The 21,322-nt window shown below is 66.1% G+C and carries 25 protein-coding genes; 9 read left to right on the plus strand and 16 right to left on the minus strand.

Features of this window, described 5'->3' with window-relative positions; genetic code table 11:
* The first annotated feature begins 128 nt into the window (after positions 1 to 128).
* From MWU77_RS04710 to MWU77_RS04735, 6 genes are read left to right on the plus strand one after another with little or no spacing between them, the layout of a single operon-like run.
* On the plus strand, positions 129 to 1,301 hold the full coding sequence (locus MWU77_RS04710; protein ID WP_169690018.1) for an inorganic phosphate transporter: 1,173 nt from the start codon (positions 129 to 131) through the stop codon (positions 1,299 to 1,301).
* The gene (locus MWU77_RS04715) at positions 1,298 to 1,570 is read left to right on the plus strand and encodes a hypothetical protein (RefSeq protein WP_169690019.1); all 273 of its coding nucleotides are present in this window, start codon (positions 1,298 to 1,300) and stop codon (positions 1,568 to 1,570) included. The genes MWU77_RS04710 and MWU77_RS04715 overlap by 4 nt, the downstream gene beginning before the upstream one ends.
* 31 nt (positions 1,571 to 1,601) lie before the next feature.
* Positions 1,602 to 1,997: a DUF3349 domain-containing protein gene (locus tag MWU77_RS04720; RefSeq protein WP_169690020.1), complete on the plus strand. Its 396-nt coding sequence runs from the start codon at positions 1,602 to 1,604 to the stop codon at positions 1,995 to 1,997.
* A 12-nt stretch (positions 1,998 to 2,009) separates the two neighbouring features.
* On the plus strand, positions 2,010 to 2,306 hold the full coding sequence (locus MWU77_RS04725; RefSeq protein ID WP_247273080.1) for a DUF3349 domain-containing protein: 297 nt from the start codon (positions 2,010 to 2,012) through the stop codon (positions 2,304 to 2,306).
* Positions 2,303 to 3,451, plus strand: a complete 1,149-nt coding sequence (gene menE, locus MWU77_RS04730; protein ID WP_169690021.1) for an o-succinylbenzoate--CoA ligase — start codon at positions 2,303 to 2,305, stop codon at positions 3,449 to 3,451. The genes MWU77_RS04725 and menE overlap by 4 nt, the downstream gene beginning before the upstream one ends.
* Before the next feature lie 56 nt (positions 3,452 to 3,507).
* Complete coding sequence (locus tag MWU77_RS04735; protein WP_169690022.1) at positions 3,508 to 4,377, plus strand: 1,4-dihydroxy-2-naphthoate polyprenyltransferase; 870 nt, start codon at positions 3,508 to 3,510, stop codon at positions 4,375 to 4,377.
* 44 nt (positions 4,378 to 4,421) lie between these two features.
* Here the strand turns inward: MWU77_RS04735 and MWU77_RS04740 are convergent, their stop codons facing one another.
* The 5 genes from MWU77_RS04740 to MWU77_RS04760 all read right to left on the minus strand — a co-directional run bounded on the left by MWU77_RS04740 (position 4,422) and on the right by MWU77_RS04760 (position 7,154).
* Positions 4,422 to 4,811: a phage holin family protein gene (locus MWU77_RS04740; RefSeq protein WP_169690023.1), complete on the minus strand. Its 390-nt coding sequence runs from the start codon at positions 4,809 to 4,811 to the stop codon at positions 4,422 to 4,424.
* A gap of 42 nt (positions 4,812 to 4,853) precedes the next feature.
* A complete protein-coding gene (locus MWU77_RS04745) occupies positions 4,854 to 5,435 on the minus strand; it encodes a Clp protease N-terminal domain-containing protein (RefSeq protein WP_169690024.1) in 582 nt (193 codons plus the stop codon).
* Positions 5,436 to 5,439: 4 nt separating this feature from the next.
* On the minus strand, positions 5,440 to 5,658 hold the full coding sequence (locus MWU77_RS04750; RefSeq protein WP_169690025.1) for a helix-turn-helix domain-containing protein: 219 nt from the start codon (positions 5,656 to 5,658) through the stop codon (positions 5,440 to 5,442).
* Between the two features lie 81 nt (positions 5,659 to 5,739).
* Positions 5,740 to 6,852, minus strand: coding sequence for a PLP-dependent cysteine synthase family protein (locus tag MWU77_RS04755; protein ID WP_169690026.1), 1,113 nt, complete (start codon positions 6,850 to 6,852; stop codon positions 5,740 to 5,742).
* Entirely contained in the window at positions 6,849 to 7,154 is a 306-nt protein-coding gene (locus tag MWU77_RS04760; protein ID WP_247273420.1) for a DUF4229 domain-containing protein, read from the minus strand. The genes MWU77_RS04755 and MWU77_RS04760 overlap by 4 nt, the downstream gene beginning before the upstream one ends.
* A gap of 257 nt (positions 7,155 to 7,411) precedes the next feature.
* Here MWU77_RS04760 and MWU77_RS04765 point away from each other — a divergent pair, with 257 nt between their 5' ends.
* Positions 7,412 to 7,621 (plus strand): BldC family transcriptional regulator, encoded by a 210-nt coding sequence (locus MWU77_RS04765; protein WP_072704338.1) that lies wholly within the window; start codon positions 7,412 to 7,414, stop codon positions 7,619 to 7,621.
* A 219-nt stretch (positions 7,622 to 7,840) separates the two neighbouring features.
* Positions 7,841 to 8,050 carry a hypothetical protein gene (locus MWU77_RS04770; protein ID WP_169690028.1) on the plus strand — a complete coding sequence of 70 codons (210 nt, stop codon included), beginning with the start codon at positions 7,841 to 7,843 and terminating at the stop codon, positions 8,048 to 8,050.
* Between the two features lie 14 nt (positions 8,051 to 8,064).
* On the opposite strand, the gene MWU77_RS04775 is transcribed toward MWU77_RS04770, so the two are convergent.
* The 7 genes from MWU77_RS04775 to hemL form a co-directional block, all read right to left on the minus strand.
* Complete coding sequence (locus MWU77_RS04775; RefSeq protein ID WP_169690029.1) at positions 8,065 to 9,042, minus strand: MinD/ParA family protein; 978 nt, start codon at positions 9,040 to 9,042, stop codon at positions 8,065 to 8,067.
* A 51-nt stretch (positions 9,043 to 9,093) separates the two neighbouring features.
* Positions 9,094 to 10,059, minus strand: coding sequence for a c-type cytochrome biogenesis protein CcsB (ccsB, locus tag MWU77_RS04780; RefSeq protein ID WP_169690030.1), 966 nt, complete (start codon positions 10,057 to 10,059; stop codon positions 9,094 to 9,096).
* On the minus strand, positions 10,056 to 11,732 hold the full coding sequence (locus MWU77_RS04785; RefSeq protein ID WP_247273081.1) for a cytochrome c biogenesis protein ResB: 1,677 nt from the start codon (positions 11,730 to 11,732) through the stop codon (positions 10,056 to 10,058). The genes ccsB and MWU77_RS04785 overlap by 4 nt, the downstream gene beginning before the upstream one ends.
* A gap of 119 nt (positions 11,733 to 11,851) precedes the next feature.
* Positions 11,852 to 12,673, minus strand: coding sequence for a cytochrome c biogenesis CcdA family protein (locus MWU77_RS04790; protein ID WP_247273082.1), 822 nt, complete (start codon positions 12,671 to 12,673; stop codon positions 11,852 to 11,854).
* 2 nt (positions 12,674 to 12,675) lie between these two features.
* On the minus strand, positions 12,676 to 13,281 hold the full coding sequence (locus MWU77_RS04795) for a TlpA disulfide reductase family protein (RefSeq protein ID WP_169690033.1): 606 nt from the start codon (positions 13,279 to 13,281) through the stop codon (positions 12,676 to 12,678).
* Entirely contained in the window at positions 13,278 to 13,928 is a 651-nt protein-coding gene (locus MWU77_RS04800; RefSeq protein ID WP_169690034.1) for a histidine phosphatase family protein, read from the minus strand. The genes MWU77_RS04795 and MWU77_RS04800 overlap by 4 nt, the downstream gene beginning before the upstream one ends.
* A gap of 65 nt (positions 13,929 to 13,993) precedes the next feature.
* Positions 13,994 to 15,319, minus strand: coding sequence for a glutamate-1-semialdehyde 2,1-aminomutase (gene hemL / locus MWU77_RS04805; protein ID WP_247273083.1), 1,326 nt, complete (start codon positions 15,317 to 15,319; stop codon positions 13,994 to 13,996).
* A 149-nt stretch (positions 15,320 to 15,468) separates the two neighbouring features.
* Between hemL and MWU77_RS04810 the strand changes: the two genes are divergently transcribed.
* On the plus strand, positions 15,469 to 17,397 hold the full coding sequence (locus tag MWU77_RS04810; protein ID WP_247273084.1) for an acyl-CoA dehydrogenase: 1,929 nt from the start codon (positions 15,469 to 15,471) through the stop codon (positions 17,395 to 17,397).
* A gap of 14 nt (positions 17,398 to 17,411) precedes the next feature.
* On the opposite strand, the gene MWU77_RS04815 is transcribed toward MWU77_RS04810, so the two are convergent.
* The 4 genes from MWU77_RS04815 to MWU77_RS04830 all read right to left on the minus strand — a co-directional run bounded on the left by MWU77_RS04815 (position 17,412) and on the right by MWU77_RS04830 (position 21,283).
* Complete coding sequence (locus MWU77_RS04815; protein WP_247273085.1) at positions 17,412 to 17,894, minus strand: hypothetical protein; 483 nt, start codon at positions 17,892 to 17,894, stop codon at positions 17,412 to 17,414.
* Positions 17,895 to 18,131: 237 nt separating this feature from the next.
* The gene (locus MWU77_RS04820; protein WP_247273086.1) at positions 18,132 to 18,665 is read right to left on the minus strand and encodes a hypothetical protein; all 534 of its coding nucleotides are present in this window, start codon (positions 18,663 to 18,665) and stop codon (positions 18,132 to 18,134) included.
* Positions 18,662 to 19,639: a porphobilinogen synthase gene (gene hemB / locus MWU77_RS04825; protein WP_169690038.1), complete on the minus strand. Its 978-nt coding sequence runs from the start codon at positions 19,637 to 19,639 to the stop codon at positions 18,662 to 18,664. Before hemB ends, MWU77_RS04820 begins: the two co-directional genes overlap by 4 nt.
* A 78-nt stretch (positions 19,640 to 19,717) precedes the next feature.
* The gene (locus tag MWU77_RS04830) at positions 19,718 to 21,283 is read right to left on the minus strand and encodes a bifunctional uroporphyrinogen-III C-methyltransferase/uroporphyrinogen-III synthase (RefSeq protein ID WP_169690039.1); all 1,566 of its coding nucleotides are present in this window, start codon (positions 21,281 to 21,283) and stop codon (positions 19,718 to 19,720) included.
* Positions 21,284 to 21,322: the final 39 nt, after the last annotated feature.

Genomic DNA, 21,322 nt, shown 5'->3' on the forward strand with positions numbered 1-21,322 from the left:
TCGGCGTGACCTTGCACACGGTGGGAACCGCCGACCTCCCGCTCGAGTGCGAATCGCCCTCGGAACACCCGTGGGAAACCTCCCATTAGCTGTACATTCACCGCCTATTTACCCCACAATCGGAAGACGTGACCGCAGAGTTCGTTGTCCTACTGGTAGTGGTCGTCACTGCCCTCGCATTCGATTTCACGAACGGCTTCCACGACACGGGCAACGCGATGGCCACCTCCATCGCTACCGGGGCGCTGAGGCCGAAAGTAGCTGTCGGCCTGTCGGCCGTGCTCAACCTCGTCGGGGCATTCCTGTCGGTCGAGGTCGCCGCGACTGTCGCCAAAGGTGTGGTCAATCTCGACAACACCGGCGGCCCGGCACTGTTGCTCATCGTGTTCGCCGGACTCGTCGGCGGCATTCTCTGGAACCTTGCGACCTGGCTGTTCGGCCTCCCGTCGAGTTCCTCCCACGCTTTGTTCGGCGGTCTGATCGGCGCCGCCATCGCCGCTCTCGGTATGAGCGGCGTGGTGTGGGACGGTGTTCTGGGCAAGGTGATCATCCCGGCCCTGCTCGCACCCGTCGTCGCTGCGCTGGTCGCAACGGTGGGCACCTGGTCGGTTCATCGCCTCACCCACGACATTCCCGAAGAGTCCCGCGGTAAGGGCTTCAAGATCGGCCAGATCGGCACCGCCTCGCTCGTCTCACTCGCGCACGGCACCAACGACGCGCAGAAGACGATGGGCGTGATCTTCCTGGCGCTTGTGGCATACGGGACGATCACCCCCGAAACCGAGATGCCGTTCTGGGTCAAGTTCACATGCGCTGTCGCGATTGCGCTCGGCACCTATCTCGGGGGTTGGCGGATCATTCGCACCCTCGGCAAGGGCCTGGTCGAGATCACGCCTCCGCAGGGCATGGCGGCGGAGTCCTCGTCGGCTGCGATCATCCTCACGTCGAGCCATTTCGGGCTCCCGTTGTCGACAACTCACGTGGCCACCGGCTCGATCCTCGGCACAGGCCTCGGCACGAAAGGTGCCGAGGTTCGCTGGGGCATCGCGGGCCGAATGGCCGTGGCATGGCTGATCACATTGCCGTGCGCGGGTGTGGTCGGTGCCGTATGCTGGCTGATCGCCCACCTGATCGGCGGCCTTCCCGGTGTCCTCGTGGTATTCGCGATCCTGTGTGCGCTCGCCGGCCTGATGTATCTGCGGTCCCGCTTGCAGCCGATCGATGCGTCCAACGTCAACGCGTCATGGGAAAGTGACGGCGGCACCGAACTCGATCCCGTCGCCCAGGAGGGACGCCTGTGAATCTGCTGGTCTCCACACTCGATTCCCTGTGGCAGGTCGTGTTGGTCGGCCTCGTGCTGGGGGCCGGCCTGCCCGCCGTCTTCGCACTCGGAATGCGATCGGCAGCACTCGGGGACGACGGCACCGGAACGGTCGACGCCGGCCGGCGAGCATTGGGCCGCATCGGAGCGGTCATCTGCTTCATGATTGTCGTCGTCGCGATCATTGCGGGGATACTCCTGTTGACTGCTGACTTCCTGTCCAGCAGCTTCGGTATCCAACTGTTCTGATCGTCACCGAAGAGAAGGATCAACGATAATCTTGCCTCGGTATTCTCTTCGCTCGGTGTTGGACTGGCTACGGGCCGGTTATCCCGAAGGAATCCCTCCCAAGGACCACTTCGCCCTGCTGTCCGTCCTCCGACGCAGGCTGACGGACGAAGACATCGCCGAGATCCTCGAGCTGTCGGTCGCAACGGCACACGAGCACCCGCAGCGGAAGGTGGACTACGACACGCTCCGGAAGATCATCGCGGGGGTGCTGAACGAGCAGCCGACCGACGACGACATCGCACGGGTCACCGAACAGCTGGTCGCGGGAGGATGGCCCGTCGTCGGGACCGACGAACAGGACGACGACATCGAACAGTCCGTTACCGACGGCGCTCGAAACGGTGACCGCGCCACCGGTGACGACCGGCCCACCGGATCGTACTGAGGAGCGTCCGCGATGCTTCCCCCGTTCCTCGCTTCGATCATCGAGTGGCTGCGCGCCGGTTATCCGGAGGGTGTACCCGAACAGGACTACGTGCCGCTGTTGGCCCTCCTCAAGCGGCGACTGTCCGACGACGAGGTCGATCAGGTCGCCGATGCTCTCGTCGACGAAGGCGATCTGCCGATCAGCAAAACCGACATAGCCGTACTCATCACCAAGATCACCAACGAGATGCCGCTCGGGCACGACATCGATCGGGTCCGGGTGCACCTCGAAGCCGGAGGCTGGCCACTGACCGGACATGACTTGTGAGGGCCGAGCTCACCGTCCTCGAAGTTCCGGCCGGAGGCAGGGCCCACGACGTCGTGCCGGCGCTGCAGCACATGCTCGACGGCCAAGGCCCTCCCCTGCTGCCTGTTCCCGCCGGCGACCACCGGGAGATCCGGCGCCTCACCGATGCGCTGCATCCCGGTGAACCGATCGACGACACGGTAGGTCTCGTTGTCGCGACCTCGGGTACCACCGGAACTCCCAAGGGCGCTCAGCTCACTGCGGCAGCCCTGCGCGCCAGCGGAAACGCCACACACGAACGAATCGGCGGCACCGGCTCGTGGCTGCTCGCGCTCCCTGGGCATCACATCGCCGGGATGCAGGTGCTCCTGCGAAGCATTCTGTCGGGCACCGAGCCGGTGATCATGGATGTGTCGCACGGTTTCGACCCCACCGCGCTACCTGCCGCGGTCGCGGCGATGCGCGGGCCGCGACGCTACACATCGATGGTGCCGACCCAGCTCATCAAGGCCCTCGACCATCCGGACGCGGCCGCAGCACTCGCGGAACTCGACGCGATCCTGCTCGGCGGTGCAGCCACCCCCGAACCCGTTCTGCGTCGCGCCCGTGCGGCCGGCATGAATGTGGTGCGCACCTACGGGATGAGTGAGACGTGCGGCGGTTGCGTGTACGACGGTGTACCGCTCACCGGCGTCGATGTCCGTGTCGACGCAGAGAGCCGAGTGTGGCTCGGCGGCACGGTGCTCGCGTCCGGGTACCGCGGCCTGCCTGACCACGGCGCGTTCGCCCGATCGGGGTGGTTCCGCACCGACGACGCCGGACTGTTCGACGACGGGGCCCTCCGCATTCTCGGCCGGCTCGACGAGGCCATCTCGTCCGGTGGGCTCACCGTGGTGCCGCAAGTCGTCGAAGCCGTTCTCATCGAGCACCCCTCAGTGCGGGAGGTTGCGGTGATCGGGCTGCCCGACGACCGACTCGGGCACAGGGTGGCAGCGGTGGTCGTCCCCGAGCACGGCAGCACCCCCACACTCGGGGAACTACGGGAGTGGACGTGCGCAACCCTGGACACGACCGCCGCTCCCCGCGAGTTGCATCTCGTCGACGTGTTGCCGCTGCGTGGGCCGGGAAAGATCGATCGTCGCGCCCTGGTCACCAAGTTCTCTTGAGCGACAGGCCGGGTCCCACCCCCGACGTGCGCGCGCCCAAGTGCGAAGATCGACGAATGGCAACCGCTGGTCAATGGCTCGAAGGAGCCCGCCCCCGTACCCTTCCGAACGCGATCTCTCCCGTCATCGTGGGTACAGGCGCCGCGGCGGCACTCGATGAGGCCGTATGGTGGAAAGCGCTGCTCGCCCTTGTCGTGTCGCTCGCACTGAACATCGGGGTGAACCTCGCCAACGACTACTCCGACGGGATCCGCGGTACCGACGACGAGCGCGTCGGACCGATGCGTCTGGTCGGTTCGGGTGCTGCGTCCCCCGGTGCAGTCAAACGCGCCGCCTTCGCATGTTTCGGAGTCGCCGCGGTTGCCGGTCTCGCGCTTGCCCTGACAAGCGCGTGGTGGCTGATCCTGGTGGGCCTCGTATGCATCGTGGGCGCGTGGTACTACACCGGCGGCCGTAACCCCTACGGCTACAGCGGCCTCGGCGAAGTGGCAGTGTTCGTGTTCTTCGGCCTGGTCGCAGTGCTCGGCACACTCTTCGTGCAGGCCGAGCAACTCACCCTCACCGGACTGGCGGGTGCAGTGGCGATGGGCTGCTTCTCCAGCGCGGTGATGGTGACGAACAACTTGCGTGACATCCCGACCGACACCGAGAGCGGGAAGCGCACGCTGGCCGTCCGGTTGGGTGACCCACGTACCCGCACACTGCACCTGGGGTTGCTCACGACGCCGTTCGTCATGTCGCTCGCGCTGGTGGCGGCGACACCGTGGGCGTTGGTCGGGCTGCTCGCCGCCCCGCTCGCGGTGCGCGCACACGCGCCGGTGCGCTCAGGAGGACTCGGCCTCGATCTCCTGCCCGCATTGCGCGACACCGCCCTCGCGATGCTGGTGTGGGCTGTGACGACGGGTATCGCGCTCGCCTTCGGCTGAACGCTCGGGACGACGGGTATCGCGCTCGCCTTCGCCTGAGATTCTCAGTCCCGGTCGGGAACGATCAGCCCCAGGACGAAGTTGACGATGGCGATGATCAGACCGCCCCAGAAGGCCGCCCAGAATCCCGAGATCGTGAGTCCGCCGTCGAAGAATTCGGCCACCCACGAGGTCAGCCACAGCATCAGGGCATTGATGACGAGCAGGAACAGCCCCAGACTCAGGATGACCAACGGCAGTGACAGCAGCTTCACGAGCGGCTTCACCAGGGCATTGACCACGGTGAAGATCGCGGCGAGGATCAGCAGTTTGATCGCCGTATCGACCGTGAACTCTCCCCCGTCGACGCCGACGATGTCGACACCGGTGACGAGCCTGGCCGCGAGCCACAGCCCGACCGCGTTGATGATCAACCGCAGGATCAGTGAAATCATGCAGACACTGTGACATACGAGCCCCCGAGAGGCGGGCGTGGCTCAAGCGGCAGAATCGAGTTGCTCGATCAGCACCTGCCGGAGGCGGTCGCGAGTCACGTAGGCCTCGATCAGCGAAGTGGTCTCCGAGTCATCGCTCCGGATCACTCCCAGCATGATGTGTTCGGATCCGATCAAGCGGTCGTGATGTGCGATCGCCTCGCGCAGCGACAGTTCGAGAGTTTTCTTGGCATTACGGTCGAACGGGATGTGCCCACCGAACAGATCCGAGAATCGGCCGCCCCGCCCCTTGCCCGTATTCTCCGCCGGCCTGTCGAGCACGCCCTCACCGAAGGTGTCCTCGAGTCGAGCCCGTACAGCATCGAGGTCGATGCCGATCGCCTCTAGGGCCGCGGCGTCGTCCGGCCCCAGCGGCTGACCCTGGTTCATCGCGACCAGATGCGCGCGGACCCCGTCGACCGTCAGACCGACATCCGCGAGCGACGCACGCAGATGCTCCTCGGCGGTGACGAGTACACCGAGCAAGACGTGCCCGGGCGTGATCCGGTCGGCGTTCAGGCGTAGGGCTTCGGCCTGGGCAGCTACGACGGCGGCGCGAGCACTGCCGGAGAATCGTTCGAACATGGATCTACCTGCGCTTCCGGTTGTACTTCTGATGGACGGCCTGTCGGCTCACGTCGAGCGCATCTGCGATCGCCTGCCAAGACCAGCCCTGCCGACGCGCACTCTCGACCTGAATGGATTCGAGTCGTTCGAGTAGGCGCCTCAAGGCAACGACAGCGCGCAACCCTTCGGCAGGGTCGGGACTCGCAGCAGATGCGGCAAGCGTGGTTGCTTCGTCGTTCATGACGTCAATTTAAGTTGACATCATGACAATGTCAACAGAAATTGACGGCGCTGTTCATCAGAAGATCGAAGGGGTGAGCGGTCAGCCGTTCTCGCGCGACTCCCAGCGACCGGTCGCGGCGAACTCCTCCAGTACCGCACCCCACTTCGACGCCTCGAGCCCTTCCGCCGAGAGCCACTCGTCGGAGTAGTACGTACCGGTGTAGCGCTCACCGCCGTCGCACAGCAGGGTCACCACACTGCCTTCCCGACCGCTGGCCAACATCTCGCCGATGAGGCCGAAGGCACCCCAGAGGTTGGTTCCGGTAGATCCGCCGACTCGCCTACCGAGGGCAGTACTGCCGTGACGCATGGCTGCGATGGACGCAGCGTCGGGCACCCGGACCATCCGGTCCACCACCTGCGGCACGAACGAGGGCTCGACGCGCGGGCGGCCTATTCCCTCGATCCGCGATGGCATCCCCGTGGCGTAGTCGACGGAACCGGTCTCGTACGCGCCGAAGAACGCCGAGTTCTCCGGATCCACCACCGCGAGCCTCGTGCGGTGCCGGCGGTATCGGATGTAGCGGCCGATCGTTGCACTGGTTCCGCCGGTACCGGCGCCCACGACGATCCAGTCGGGCACCGGGTGCCGCTCGAGGCGCATCTGCTCGAAGATCGATTCGGCGATGTTGTTGTTTCCCCGCCAGTCGGTGACCCGCTCGGCGTTCGTGAACTGATCGAGGTAGCAACCGCCGAGTTCGTCGGCCAGCCGCTGCGCCTCGGTGTAGATCTCAGGAGGACGGTCGACGTAATGACACCGCCCACCCTGCGCCTCGATCAACGCGACCTTCGCGGGCGAGGTTCGCCGCGGTACCACGGCAACGAAATCGAGGCCGAGGAGTTGCGCGAAGTACGCCTCGCTCACGGCAGTCGAACCGGACGATGCCTCGATGACCGGAGTGTTCTCGCCGATCCATCCGTTGCACAGGCCGTACAGGAACAGAGACCGGGCAAGTCGATGCTTGAGACTGCCGGTAACGTGCGTCGATTCGTCCTTCAGATAAAGGTCGATGCCCCACGCCGCAGGCAGCGGATACCTCAGCAGGTGCGTGTCGGCACTGCGCTGCGCGTCGGCCTCGATCAACCGGACGGCATTGTCGACCCAATCGCGGGACGCGCTGCGATCGACCACGCCCGGACCTGCGTCGGTCACCTCTCGTTCTCGCCGCGGAGGCGACTTTCGAGGTCAGCGCGAGTGGTGCGACGCCGTTCGTCGACCGAGGCAATACCCTCGTTGACCCGTCGGCGCAGCGGAGCGAACAGGACGAGAGAGAGCGGCAATGCGATGAGAACCGCGAACAGTGCCGCGACGAGCAGCGGGATCTCCACACCGAATGCCTGCGGGACGTACAGGATGACAACCGCAAGGACGACGACGAGCGCAAGCCTCGCCAGTGAATACAACGCAACATCACGCACCAGCGTGCCGGTGCCCGAATTGCTCGGATTCGGGATGTTTCGGCCGGAGTCGGACGGGGTATTCGCTGGATCGGAGCGGTGTTCGTCGGTCACTCCACCAGGGTAGCCGTCGATGCCGATTCCGCGGCTTCCGGAAGGCACGCCGATAGCTGGACATCCGTCCGTTTTGTCCATTACTTCCGCTTTACCAACCACTGACCGTTCGAGCAACCAGGGGTTCCGGTGTCAACATGGCGTGGGACAACCCGATCGAACAACCCGATCAAGACAAAACAACCGGGAGGACATTCACAATGAGCGCACCCACCTTCAACGGCGCCAAAGAATCCCTGCTCACCCCCGGCCAGGTCGCCGCCCTCTTCCACGTCGATCCGAAGACCGTGACCCGCTGGGCACATGCAGGCCGCCTCGGTTCACTGCGCACACCGGGCGGACACCGTCGATTCCGCGAGTCCGAGGTCCTCACGCTGCTCCGCTCCCTCACCACCGAAGCCACCCGCTGAGGCGACCCGCCCGGCCTCGGAAACGAAGCCGGGCGGGCCCCTGCCTACCCCACCGCACCTGCCCCACTGCACCCTGCCCCACCGAACTCCGGGCGATCGCGAGAGAACTTCGATGCACCCGCGTCGATGTCACACTCGGACAGGCCGCATAGACTGGGGGAAATCGGACAGTACGACGTCGGAGTCGAAGCGGCGCCGAACGCGGCCAGGAGGTGCATCGTGCTCTATCTGTTGGCACTCATCGGTGCGGTGACGCTCGTCTTCCTGCTGTGGAAAGCATTCGGCCCCGACCTGAACAAGACCCCGACGCGTGGTCTCGGCCCCGACGACGACCCCGAGTTCCTCTGGAAGGTCGATCGCGAGGTGCGCCGTCGGCACACCGACGAATCCGGCCGGACCGACGGTCCGGGCCAGGACAACACCGACTGACCCGAGGTGCCTGCCTACCGTGCGAAACCCGCCGCCACCTCGGCGGCGAGTTGCAGCAGCGCACGTCTGGTTGGAGCCTGCAGTCGCTCCAGGTCGACTTCGGCGCCTTCCTCCAGGTGAGGATCGAACGGCAATAGATGCACCGCTCGGCACCGCTGTTCGAAGTGCCCCACGAGCCGATCGAGGTCGACCTTGCCCGACTTCGGGCGAACAGCGTTGACCACCGCCACCGACCCGGTCACAAGGTCGCGGTAGCCGTGCGCGTCGAGCCAGTCGAGCGTGGCCGACGCACTCCTTGCGCCGTCCACCGAACCCGAACTGATCACCACCAGCGCATCCGTGTTCTCCAGGATTGCGCGCATCGCGGAGTGCATCAGTCCCGTGCCGCAATCGGTCAGCACGATGCTGTAGTAACGCTCGAGCAGCGCGAGGGTCCGTTCGTAGTCCTGCGCACTGAACGCTTCGGAGACAGCGGGATCGCTGTCGGAGGCAAGCACTTCGAGCCGGTGCGCATTCTGCGAGGTGTAGGCACGCGCATCGCTGTACCGCTCGATGCGCTCCTCGTCGCGCAAGAGCGTCCGCACCGTGGCGGACGTTTCCGTCGGCACCTTCTGGCTCAGCGTGCCGCGATCGGGATTCGCATCCACAGCGACCACGCGGTCGCCTCTGAGCGACGCGAACGTCGAACCCAGGGTCGCCGTCGTGGTCGTCTTGCCCACACCACCTTTGAGACTGAGCAGCGCGATCCGATAGCACCCGCGCAGTGGTTGTGAGACCTGCTCGACGAGCTCCCTGCGCCGCTGATCACGTGCGCTGTCGCCCACATCTATCCGTCCCCCGGTCGCGTGGAAGAGCGCACGACGCCATCCTCGTTCGGGCGCAGGGGTGGCCCTGCGGACGAGAAGCGACGAGTCGAGATCCTGAGCCGACAGGTTCCCGGGGCCTGCGCCCGACAGACTTGCCCCTGGTAGCCGTCCGGATCCTTCCGACATCCGCGTTCCCCCCGATCGCAGTTCCTCACGCCGCCGAGGACGATAGCAGGATCAGTTCAGGCCGGCGTACGAGTGCAGGCCGGACACGACCATATTGATGATGAACAAGTTGAACAGCATGGCCACGAAACCCACGACGTTGATCCACGCCGCACGCGTATTGCGCCAGCCCGAGGTCGCGCGGGCGTGGAGATAGGCGGCGTAGATCACCCACGTGATGAACGAGACGGTTTCCTTCGGGTCCCATCCCCAGAACCGGCCCCATGCGGCCTCTGCCCAGATGGCGCCGAGAATGATGCCGATGCCGAAAAGAGGGAAGCCGACGATCGTGGTCCGGTAGGCGAGACGGTCGAGCACCTGAGCGTCGGGCAGTCGCGCTGCAACAGCCCCGAGGATGCCCTTCTCGGAGCCCTTGGGCTGGCGGATCCGCACCAGGAACAGGACGCTCGCAGCGCCGGCGAGAAGGAAGATTCCGCTGCCCACGCTGATGATCGTCACGTGGATCGGCAGCCAGAACGAACGCAGGGCCGGCACCACCGGTGCAGCGTCGGCGTAGAGCACTGTGGCCGCCACGAACATCAACACCGCGATAGGGGCCAGCACGTACACCCACAGGATGCGATAGGCAGGCTTACGCAGCATCACCAGACTGAACACGACCGCCGCAGTGCAGGCCATCGCAACGAACTCGTACATGTTCCCCAGCGGGAAACGTTCGGTCGCCAGGCCGCGCAGCACGATCGATGCAATCATCAACGCCGCGGCCACCACGACGAGGGCGCGGCCCATATTGCCGAATCGCTCCGACAGGGTCCTTCCCGTGGCATTCTCCACGCGTCCCGGGGTCGCCTCGTCGGATCCGACGCCACCGGCAGCGACGAGCTCACGTCGGGCGACCACATTCGAGCGATAGGTCGAGTACTCGACCACGAGCAGCAGCATGGCCAGCACTACAACGGCGAATGCCGCTTCGAAGCTCCAGTCGCTGTACTTCGCGAGGGTGTCGTTCAACGTCATGCTTTCTCCTCCTGTGCCTCGCCGTCGGGCACACGACCGCCTGCTGCGTTCTCACCGAGAAGTCGGGAGACCAGCCGATCGAATTCGTCGCCCCACCCGGCCTGGTCGGTGCGAGCGAGGCCACCGAGCTCTACTACAGTTCGTCGTTCACCGTCAGCAACTGTACCCGCCCGATAGACGCGCACCCACACCCTTCGCCGTTTGACCAGGAGGGACAGCAGCAGACCCGCCATCATCGCGACTGCCGACACCAGCACCCATGATTGGAATGGGTCGTGGGAGACCTGCAGGTTGACGAAGTCGACGGCCCCGTCGAACTTCACCTCGGTGCCGTCGGCCAGTGTGACGCTCTCTCCCGGCGTCAGGTTGACGCGCTCCTGCTTGACCAGTCGACCTTGATTGATCAACTCGGTATTGAGCGAGAAGAGCGACTGCGGGCTGCCGGTGTCGAGACCGGAATCGCCCTTGTAGATGTCGATGGCAACGGCGGGGTCCGTCATCGCCGGGAACGCGGACGACAGCAGCGTCCCGTGGAACGCAGCGGTCGGCGCGAAGAGCCCCTCGATCGCGATCTGATTCTTGCGTCGTTCGTCGGCGTCCGGGAACATCCCGCCGGGCGGATCGAATCGCATCGCACCGCTGCTCAGAAACGTCGTGGCGTCCTCGGGTGCCCACTGCAACGTTTCGGTGCGTGTCTCACCGTTCGGCCAGGTCACCGTGAAGGTCGGCGCGTAGCCGTGGCCTTGGAGATAGACGCGGTCGCCCCCCACTCTGAGCGGATGGTTGACCTTCAGTTGCGCGTCGCTCCAGATGTTCGCCGCGACATCGTCCCCGTACTGGTACTCGATGTTGGAGGTGAACATCTCGGCCTGACCGTTGTCGAGATAATCCGCAACGAAGTCGTGCACCCGCACGCAGATCGGTGTCAGTCCGGTGCCGTCGAGTTCGATACCGGCGATGAACGAGTCGAACGAGGCGGGCGACGTGGTGCAGAACTCCTCGCCGTTCGCGACCAGGATGCGCTGGCCCTCGTAACCGAAGAGCTTGCCGAGGGCGACCGTGGCGAGCAGCGCGACCAGCGAGATGTGGAAGACGAGGTTTCCCGCTTCTCGCAGATATCCTTTCTCCGCCGAGAGTGTCAGCTCGCCGTCCCGGCCTTTCGCGGTTCCCTCGCGCCGCTCGACGCGCCACCCGCGTAGTTCGCCGCTGATCCGGTCGAGTACCGCACCGGGCTCGTCCTCGAACGTGGTCTCGACGTGATGCGGCAGACGCGAGAGGTTGCGCGGTGCATTGACCGGTCGGGCACGCAGAGCGCGGTAGTACTCGGCGCAGCGCGGCAGGATGCAGCCGATCAGCGAGATGAACAGCAGGGCGTAGATCGCGGTGAACCAGAAGCTGCCGAACACATCGAACAGTTCGAGCCGGTCCATGAAGGGCCCGAGCGTCGGGCGGGCGGCGATGTACTCGTCGACCTTTCCGACATTGAGGTTGCGCTGGGGCAGCAGGGCACCGGGAATGGCGGCGAGCGCCAAGAGGAACAACAGGACCAACGCCGTGCGCATCGATGTCAGTCCGCGCCACGTGTTGCGGACGAACGCCACGGCGCGCCCCATCGGGCTCTGTTTCGGGGCGCCCGGCCGAGGCGCCGAGGTCTGCGTGTCGGTGGCCGTCATCTGATGTTCGACGCGGATCCCCCCTCGTTCACCAGGGAGTACAAGCGCCGACCTCCTTCCAAAGGGTGGGGGCTACGTGGAGCGACCGGATCGGGCCGAGAAGGACATGTGGGGCGGCGTCACACAGGCAAGGTCACGTCCGAAATGAAGGAGTCCCGCACCCAGGACACGAACAGGTCCCACGCGCCGGTGACGAGGGCGATGCCGACGGCAATCAGCATGATGCCGCCGAACAATTGGATGGTCCGGGCATGACTTCTCAGCCATCCGACTCCGCGCAGCGCCCGGGCCGAGCCGAACGCAAGGACGACGAAGGGCAGCCCGAGTCCGATGCAGTACGCCACGATGAGCGTGACCCCGCGGGCAGCCGTCGCGCCTTCGGTGCCTGCGGCGAGCGAGATCACCCCCGCGAGGGTGGGTCCCAGACACGGGGTCCATCCGAGCGCGAAGACCGCGCCGAGCAGTGGCGCACCCGCAAGACTCGAAATCTGCTTCGGCGCGGTACGGGTGTCCCGCTGCAATGCGGGGATCAGGCCGATGAACACCATGCCCATGACGACGGTGACGACACCACCGATCCGCATCAACAGCTCACGGTTGACCGAGAGCAGGGAAATCGCGCCGAACACCGATGCCGTTGCCAGGACGAACACGACGGTGAATCCCGCGACGAACAGTCCTGCTGCTCCCGCCACCCGCAATCGCCCGTCGTCGCGAACCGTGGTGGTTCGTGAGCCGGCCTGAGCTGCGGTGACCGCGGGTGCCTCGGCGCCGACCACGCCCGCAAGATACGACAGGTAGCCGGGCACGAGCGGGACCACGCACGGCGAAGCGAACGACACCAGCCCCGCCAGGAGACACGCACCGACAGCCAGGAGAAGCGGGCCGGACGCCGCGGCATTCTGGAAGGCATCGCCTATCCCGGACGCGAGAACTGTCATCACTACTGGTCCTCGGTGGGTTCTGCGGCGATGCGCTCGACGACCGGTTGCAGGTCGCTCGCGAGAAGTTCGGTCAGATAGACCGCCGCGACTCGGTGGTCACGGTCGAGAACGACCGTGGTCGGCACCACGGAGGTCGGATAGTTGCGGCCGAGTGCGAGCAACGAACGCATCGCCGGGTCGTAGATCGACGGGTAGCCGATCTGCTGATCGGTCACGAAGTCCTGTGCCTTGTCCCGCTGGTTGTCGCGCACGTTGATGCCGAGGAAGGCAACTCCGAGGTCCTTGGTCGCCTCGTAGACCTGCTCGAGATCGTCCGCTTCGCTGCGACACGGCGCGCACCACTGGCCCCACACATTGAGGACCACGACCTCGCCGGCGAAGTCGTCGAGGGAGATCGTCTGCCCCTCGTTCATGAGATCCTCCCCCGTCAGCGTGCCGAGGGTGCCGCGGTCCGCGGGCGGATCGTAGAAGATGCGAGTCTCGCCGCCCGGCGAGACGAAGTCGAACGTACCGCCGGTCGCGACCGCGTCGGTGCCCGTCGCGCAGGAGGACAGGAGCAGTGCGCCGCACAACAACCCGCCGATCGCGTGAAGTGCCCTTCTCATGCGCCGTGGACGTTCGGGTCGGAGGCGCCCGCCGGCTCCGAATAGACCAGGTCCACCAGAGTCTCGCCCTCGTACACCAGAGACGTGAGAGAGGCGAGGCTGCACTGCCGGTGACGCGGGTCGTGCCATAGGCGTTCGCCTTCGAGGAACCGGCGCAGCGTCCACACCGGCAGTTGATGGCTCACACACACGGCCTCGCGACCTGCCGCAGCGGCGCGCGCAGTATTGACCGCGGCCAGCATGCGATGCGCGATCTGCAGGTACGGCTCACCCCAGGACGGTGTGAACGGGTCGCGCAGCTTCCACCAGTGCCGCGGGCGGCTGAGGGCTCCGTCGCCGACAGCGACCTTGAGACCCTCGAAATCGTTGCCCGCCTCGATGAGGTTCTCATCGGTGCGGATCTCGAGACCGTGCTTCTGCGCGATCGGCGACGCGGTCTGCTGGGCTCGCTCGAGCGGGGAGGCGACCACGTGCGCGATGTCGTGGTCCGCGAGGGAAGCCGCCACGGCCCGAGCCTGCGCCTCGCCGGTAACCGACAACCGGAAGCCGGGAAGGCGGCCGTAGAGGATGCCGGACGGATTGTGCACCTCACCGTGCCGCAGCACGTGCACGATGGTGCGGGTCTCGGACGGGGCAGCTTCGGTCACGTGCGTGTTCCTCAGGTCGTTGAAGCGGGTGGGTGTCGGGGCGCTCGCGGTCAGGGCCCTCGCGGTCAGGAGGCGGTGGCGGCTGCAGCTGCCTTCGCCGCGTGTGGAAGTGCATCGGCGATCCGGGAGAACGCGTCGTCGTCCAGAACCGAGGAGACGAACCAGGTCTCGAACGCGCTCGGAGGTGCGTAGACGCCGTGCTCGAGCAGGGCATGGAAGAACGCGGGGAATCGCCAGGTCTGCGCGGCCTTTGCCTCGTCGTAGTTGGTGACGGGGTCCGCGGTGAAGAACACGCTGAGCATCGTCCCGGCGTTCTGGATCCGGTTCGGAACACCCTCGGCGGTCAGCGCGTCGCCGAGAAGGCGGCCGAGGGTTGCGGCGTTGCGCTCGAGGGCGGCGTACACGTCCGCGTCGGCCGCGCGCAGGCTCGCGAGGCCTGCGGCCACCGCGACCGGGTTACCGGACAACGTTCCCGCTTGGTAGACCGCGCCCGCCGGCGCCAGGTGCGCCATGACGTCGGCCCGACCGCCGAACGCGGCAGCGGGCAGGCCGCCGCTCATCACCTTGCCGAAGGTCATGAGGTCGCCTGCGACACCGTCGATGCCGTGCCAGCCCGTTGCGCTCGCGCGGAACCCCGTCATGACCTCGTCCATGATCAGCAAGGCGCCGTGGTCGCGGGTCAACGCGCGCAACCCCTCGTTGAACCCGGGTGCGGGCGGGACGGTCCCCATGTTTCCGGCGGCGGCTTCGGTGATCACCGCGGCGATCGCCCCGGGATGCGCGTCGAATGCCGCGCGCACGGCTTCGAGGTCGTTGTACGGGACGACGAGGGTGTCCTCGGCCTGCGCCCCGGTCACACCCGGCGACGTGGGCAGGCCGAATGTCGCGAGCCCGGAGCCCGCATCTGCAAGCAAGGCGTCGACGTGACCGTGATAACAACCCGAGAACTTGATGATCTTCGTGCGGCCGGTGAATCCGCGCGCGAGACGCACCGCGCTCATGGTGGCTTCGGTGCCGGAGTTGACCAGCCGGACCTGCTCGACCGGCGCGATCCGGGCGACGATTTCCTCGGCGAGTTCGACCTCACCGGCAGTAGGGGCACCGAAGGACAGACCCGATGCTGCGGTGGTGCGTACGGCCTCGACGACAGCGGGGTGCGCGTGCCCGAGGATCAACGGTCCCCAGGAACACACCAGGTCGACGTAGGAATTGCCGTCGACATCGGTGAGTGTGTATCCGGATCCCGAGGCGATGAACCGCGGTGTCCCGCCGACCGAACCGAATGCGCGGACCGGGGAATTGACCCCGCCGGGAGTCACCTTCGACGCCCGGGTGAACAGTGCCGTCGAATCGGCGTCGTGGACGGAGGAAGCAGCGGGAGTCGCAGTCACGACGTCCAGTGTCCCAGTTTCCCCCGATTTGCCAAAAAGCCGATCGGTGTGCGATAGGCGCTGTGATTCGGATCTCACTACAGTCTTCATGCGTGTCGGAGCGCCGTGAAGCCCCCATGGGACGGTGTTGCGGCCATAGGGTCGGAACCATGGCGACTACAGGTGAACATCTGAGCAGGGCCCTCGACGGCGCATGGCACAGCGCACGTGAGCGCGCCCGGACGAACATGGCCGACCCGGCATTCGCGCCGCACTACACCCCCGACCTCGAACAGGCCCGCGGCATCACTCTGAAACAGATGCGGTTGCTCGCCGAGCACGGGTACGCCGCGTCGGGATTCTCCGTCGAATCGGGTGGTACCGGAGATGCCGGAGGCGCCGTCGCGTCGATCGAGATGCTCGCGATGTCCGATCTGTCCCTGATGGTGAAAGCCGGCGTGCAGTGGGGCCTGTTCGGCGGGGCGATCGAGAATCTCGGCACGAAGCGTCACCACGACAAATACATCACCCCGCTGATCGACCTGGATCTGCTCGGCTGCTTCGCCATGACGGAGACGGGCCACGGCAGCGACGTACAGGCCCTCGAAACCACCGCCACCTTCGATCCTGCCACCGATGAGTTCGTGATCCACTCCCCTACCCCGTCGGCCCGCAAGGACTACATCGGCGGTGCCGCGCAACACGCGAAGATCGCTGCAGTGTTCGCCCAGCTCGTGACGAACGGCGAGTCGTACGGGGTGCATTGTTTCGTCGTTCCTCTCCGCGACGACGAAGGTAACGATCTTCCCGGTGTGACCACCTCCGATTGCGGATACAAGGGCGGACTTCCGGGGGTCGACAACGGCCGGATCGTGTTCGACAACGTGCGGATACCGCGCGAGAACCTGCTCAACCGGTACGCGGACGTCGAGGCGGACGGCACGTACACCTCCGAGATCGAGAGCGCGAGCCGCCGCTTCTTCACGATGGTCGGCACGCTCGTCCGCGGGCGGGTCACCGTTGGCGGGTCGGCGGGCTCCGCGGCCCGGGTCGCGCTGTCGATCGCGACGCGGTACGCGCTGCTACGGCGTCAGTTCGATGCTCCGGGCCAAGACGACGAGGTGCTCCTGATGGACTACCTGGTCCACCAGCGGCGACTGCTGCCGCACATCGCGAAGTCGTACGCACTGGGCTTCGCTCAGAACGAGCTGATCTCGGCGATGCACCGCATACAGTCGATGCCGCCAACCGACGTGGACCCCCAAGAACAGCGCGAACTCGAAGGCCGCGCCGCCGGCCTCAAGGTGGCCAACACCTGGCACGCGGCCCGCGCCATCCAGGGAGCACGCGAGGCGTGCGGCGGCGCAGGCTACATGGCCGAGAACCGGCTCACCGCACTGCGCGCCGACGTCGACGTGTTCACCACATTCGAGGGCGACAACCACGTGCTCACGCAGCTCGTCGCGAAGGAATTGCTCACGGCGTACGCCGACGAGGTCCGCGGGATGAGTCCAGTGGAGTGGATGAGGTTCGCTGCCGACACGATCTCGGATGTCGTGAAGAAGCGCACCGCGGCGCAGCAGATCATCCAGACGATCCTCGACACACGTCAGGACAACGAGGAGGACGGCAGTCTTTTCAATCGGGGTACCCAGCTGACGATGTTCGAGGACCGCGAGCAGTATCTGCTCTCCACCGCAGCGCGGCGACTGCAGGCCGCCACCAAGCGCGAGGACAACCCGTTCGACGCATTCAACTTCGTGCAGGACCACGTGCTGCACGCCGCGCGGGCCCACATCGACCGGGTCGTCCTGGAGGCCTTCGTCGCGGCCATCGACGACTGCAAGGACGAAACCGCATGCGACCTCCTCTCCGATCTGTGCGATCTGTTCGCGCTGACGGTCATCGACGAGGACAAGGCGTGGTTCATGGAACACCGGCACCTGTCGGTCGAGCGCTCCAAAGCGGTGCTGCGTGGGATCAACGAGAGGTGCCGCACATTGCGGCCGCACGTGATGACGCTCGTCGAGGGCCTCGGCGTACCCGAGTATCTGCTCGGGTCCGCCATGCTCGAACGTGAGGGAGCAACCCACTCCTGAATATCGAGAGGGCCTCAGGCGCCGACCAGCTCACCGAGACGCACGCGGAGCCGGTCGGCGTCCTTGGCCCATGCTCGTACGAACGTCCCGCCCCGCAGCCGCAAGCCGATGGCGGTCCGCCCGCGGGGAACGTTGGCGAGTTCTCCGAGTACACGGGCGCTCTCCCAACGCTGCGGTTCGTCCCACGAATCCATCGCGGGAGGCAGCACCGCCTCGATCTCGCCGACCTCGAGTTCCTCGGTACCCTGCCGCAACCCAGTGCGAGTGAGTTCGACACTGACGTGACGCCGCGCCGCGGTGACCATGAGGTAGGCGAATCCGGCGAGCACGATCGCGAGCACCGGCAGCGCCACCCAGTGCACGACGGGACCTGTCGCGAGTTCGACGATCAACGCCACCGTGCAGAACACAGGACCGAACGCGACCGTGCGCCATCTCGCGCCCGGCTCGTAGAACAGCGGCTCGGATACGCCACGAGGTTCGGCCTGGCCGGTCAAGCGGTGAGCGCCCCGGGAATCACGACCAGTAGCGTTGTCACAACACCGAGTACGGCGATCAGACCGATCAGCACGAGTTCGCGACGACGACCGTAGGGCCGGGGTTCCACCTGCATGACGTCCTTACGCTCGACGGAGTGCGGCCACGTGGGCCGACGATGGTGAGCCCACCGTACTCCGCACTGCGCGGTGCGCAAATCCGGTACTGCGCGGTGCGCAAATCCGGGCGCTGTGAGGTCAGTTCTCCGGTAACCGGAGAAAATACGCGTTGGACTCGCGCCGATGCATCAGCACGATCGCACCCACCGTGAGCACGGCCTGGACGATGGAGATGACACCGAGGGCGAGTCCGGATCCACCGCCGACTCCCACACCGAACACCGTCGGTAGCGTCGAGAGGGTCATGAACACACCGATCAGGGTCAGCGCCATGCGTGCCCAGTTCTTGCCCTTGGACATCTGCCGGACCACGAGATAGAGCAGGCCGACGATGGCCAGCCCGAAGACCACGGTGAGGACGACGACCATCGGGATCGCGGCATCGAGGTCGGAGCGGGAGAGTTCCTCCGTCCCGGTGTCGGCTGTCATCTCGACCATCATGTCGACGAGTTCGGTCCGCCCGTTCCAGAGGTCGAATGCCCCGAACAGCAGGGTGACCACGGTGAGAAGCAGAACTCCGCACCACAATTGGTAGGCGGTGACGACGTCCTGCGGGGCCGGCCGGGCGGCGTGTGCGGAAGACCCGGGTGTCGGGGGCAGTGGAAAGCTCACGATAACCTGCCCGCAACTTCGGCAGCCCAGTACGTCAACACGATGTCCGCCCCTGCGCGACGAATCCCGAGCAGCGATTCGTGGATCGCAGCGTCACGGTCGATCCAGCCGTTCGCCGCCGCCGCGGTGATCATCGAGTACTCCCCTGAAATCTGGTATGCGGCAACGGGGACCGGCGACCGGTCGGCCACTTCGCGCAGGACGTCGAGGTACGACATGGCAGGTTTGACCATTATCATGTCGGCTCCCTCGGCCAGGTCGAGGTCGAGTTCGTACAGCGCCTCGCGCCGATTCGCCGGATCCTGCTGGTAGGTACGGCGATCACCTTCGAGCGACGAGCCGACCGCTTCGCGGAACGGCCCGTAGAACGCGGACGAGTACTTCGCGGTGTAGGCGAGCTGGGAGACGTCGGCGTGACCGGCAGCGTCCAGCGCCGCCCGGATCGAAGCCACCTGGCCGTCCATCATGCCGCTGGGCCCGAGCACATGAGCGCCGGATTCCGCCTGTGCCACCGCCATTTCCGCGTACCGCTCGAGCGTTGCGTCATTGTCGACGACACCCGACGCCGCGAGTACCCCGCAGTGCCCGTGGTCGGTGAACTCGTCGAGGCACGTATCGGCCATGATCACCGTGGAGTCGCCGAGTTCACTCCGCAATGCAGCGAGGGAACGGTTGAGCACCCCGTCGGGATCCGTTGCCCCCGACCCGCGCGCATCCTTGTCTTCGGGTCGTGGCACGCCGAACAACATGAGGCCACCGACGCCGGCCTCGACGGCAGCGGTCGCGGCGGTGAGCAGCGAATCGTCGGTGTGCTGGTAGACGCCCGGCATCGACGGGATCTCCCATGGTTCACTGCGGCCGTCGGCGACGAACATCGGAAGCACCAGGTGCCTGGGTTCGAGCGAGGTCTCCCCGACCAGGCGACGCATCGCCGCGGTTGTACGCAATCGGCGGGGACGAATATCGGGGAACATGGCGTCAGGACCCTCATCAGTTCGGGGAGTCGAGCGCGGTTCCGGTAGCGGTCACCACCGGAACCGCGCACGAGTGGGTCAGCGGCGGGCGCGGGACTTCTTCCTCGGCGGAGGCAGGGCGCCCTCGGCACGCAGTCGTGCTGCGTGCTCGGCGAGCGCCTCGACCAATGGACCGACCTGCGCGGTCTCGGGTCGCACGTCCACCCGCAGCCCGAATTCGATCGCGGTCTCTGCGGTCTTCGGGCCGATGCACGCGACGATGGTGCGCGCGTGCGGCTTCCCGGCAATACCGACGAGATTCCGGACCGTGGACGACGAGGTGAAGCACACCGCATCGAAACCGCCGGTCTTGATCATCTCGCGGGTCTCCGCCGGCGGCGGAGCAGCCCGGACGGTGCGGTACGCAGTGACGTCGTCGATCTCCCAGCCGCGCTCACGCAGGCCCTCTGCGAGCGTCTCTGTGGCAATGTCCGCACGGGGCAAGAGCACCCGGTTGACCGGATCGAACACGTCATCGTACGGCGCGAACTCGGCAAGCAGACCCTCGGACGACTGTTCGCCCGTGGGGACGAGTTCCGGGGTGATACCGAACGAACGCACCTTCTCTGCGGTGGCCTGACCGACGCACGCGATCTTCACACCGGAGAATGCGCGGGCATCGAGTCCGAACTCCTCGAACTTCTCCCACACGGCGCGTACAGCGTTCGTCGAGGTGAACACCACCCACTGGTAGCGACCGTCGACCAAGCCCTTGACGGCCCGTTCCATCTGGGCGGGGCTGCGGGGAGGCTCTACGGAGATCGTCGGTACCTCCATCGGAATGGCACCGTGTGAGACGAGCCGATCACTCATCTCACCGGCCTGCTCCTTCGTCCGGGGAACCAGTACGGTCCAGCCGTACAGAGCGCGCGATTCCCACCACGACATCTTGTTGCGCTGCGACACGACCTTGCCGACCGTCACGATCAGCGGTCCGACGAACTCGGAGCCTGCGTCGTTGAGGGTCGCCAGCGTGGCCTCGACGGTACGCTGCTGACGCGTCGTGCCGCGCACCGTGATGGCGGCGGGGGTCTGCGGAGCAATTCCGTGTTCGACGAGCGCGCTCGCGGTCTCGGCGAGATGTCCGGACGTCGCGTGCAGCACCAACGGGCCGGGAGCAGCGGCCAAGGCCGCCCAGTCGACCTCGCCGCGGACGTCGGCCTCGGTGTGGGACGACCCGAGGGCCATACCCGCGTAGCTCGGAACTGCGGAACCGGCGGGCAGTCCGGGAAGCACCTCGAACACCACCTGTGTGCGTGCCACAGCGTTGACCTCGGCGATCACAGAGTCGGTGGTCAACGGATCGCCCGCGACGAGACGCACCACGTCGTGGCCGTTCTTCGCTTCGGCGACCAGCGTCTTGGCGACCTCGGTGGGCTCCCCCAGTGCGGGACGCACGTCGGCGATCGGCTCGCCTGTCTCCGGGTCGGTACCGAGGTCGGTGCCGACCAGAGCGACGACATCCCTGTCGACGTCCGGGTCGGTGAAGGCGATCGTGGCGCCCGTGAGGGCGTCGCGCGCTCGGACGGTGAGCAACGCCGGGTCGCCGGGACCCGATCCCACGAACAGGATCCGTCCGGGAGTGTTCTTACGGACTCGGCTCATCGGTTGTTCTCCAGTGCAATCAAATCTGCGGTAAGGGAA

Origin of the sequence: Rhodococcus sp. F64268 (assembly GCF_023015605.1) — a bacterium.
Classification (GTDB): domain Bacteria; phylum Actinomycetota; class Actinomycetes; order Mycobacteriales; family Mycobacteriaceae; genus Rhodococcus.

Bases quoted from the DNA above. Each gene is read 5' to 3' on its own strand.
- MWU77_RS04750 (WP_169690025.1), bottom strand. From the start codon at position 5,658: ATGAACGACGAAGCAACCACGCTTGCCGCATCTGCTGCGAGTCCCGAC.
- MWU77_RS04795 (WP_169690033.1), bottom strand. From the start codon at position 13,281: ATGAGAAGGGCACTTCACGCGATCGGCGGGTTGTTGTGCGGCGCACTG.
- MWU77_RS04725 (WP_247273080.1), top strand. From the start codon at position 2,010: ATGCTTCCCCCGTTCCTCGCTTCGATCATCGAGTGGCTGCGCGCCGGT.
- ccsB (WP_169690030.1), bottom strand. From the start codon at position 10,059: ATGACGTTGAACGACACCCTCGCGAAGTACAGCGACTGGAGCTTCGAA.
- MWU77_RS04790 (WP_247273082.1), bottom strand. From the start codon at position 12,673: ATGACAGTTCTCGCGTCCGGGATAGGCGATGCCTTCCAGAATGCCGCG.
- MWU77_RS04775 (WP_169690029.1), bottom strand. From the start codon at position 9,042: ATGTCGGAAGGATCCGGACGGCTACCAGGGGCAAGTCTGTCGGGCGCA.
- MWU77_RS04810 (WP_247273084.1), top strand. From the start codon at position 15,469: ATGGCGACTACAGGTGAACATCTGAGCAGGGCCCTCGACGGCGCATGG.
- hemB (WP_169690038.1), bottom strand. From the start codon at position 19,639: ATGTTCCCCGATATTCGTCCCCGCCGATTGCGTACAACCGCGGCGATG.
- MWU77_RS04765 (WP_072704338.1), top strand. From the start codon at position 7,412: ATGAGCGCACCCACCTTCAACGGCGCCAAAGAATCCCTGCTCACCCCC.
- MWU77_RS04740 (WP_169690023.1), bottom strand. From the start codon at position 4,811: ATGATTTCACTGATCCTGCGGTTGATCATCAACGCGGTCGGGCTGTGG.
- MWU77_RS04785 (WP_247273081.1), bottom strand. From the start codon at position 11,732: ATGACGGCCACCGACACGCAGACCTCGGCGCCTCGGCCGGGCGCCCCG.
- MWU77_RS04735 (WP_169690022.1), top strand. From the start codon at position 3,508: ATGGCAACCGCTGGTCAATGGCTCGAAGGAGCCCGCCCCCGTACCCTT.
- MWU77_RS04745 (WP_169690024.1), bottom strand. From the start codon at position 5,435: ATGTTCGAACGATTCTCCGGCAGTGCTCGCGCCGCCGTCGTAGCTGCC.
- MWU77_RS04830 (WP_169690039.1), bottom strand. From the start codon at position 21,283: ATGAGCCGAGTCCGTAAGAACACTCCCGGACGGATCCTGTTCGTGGGA.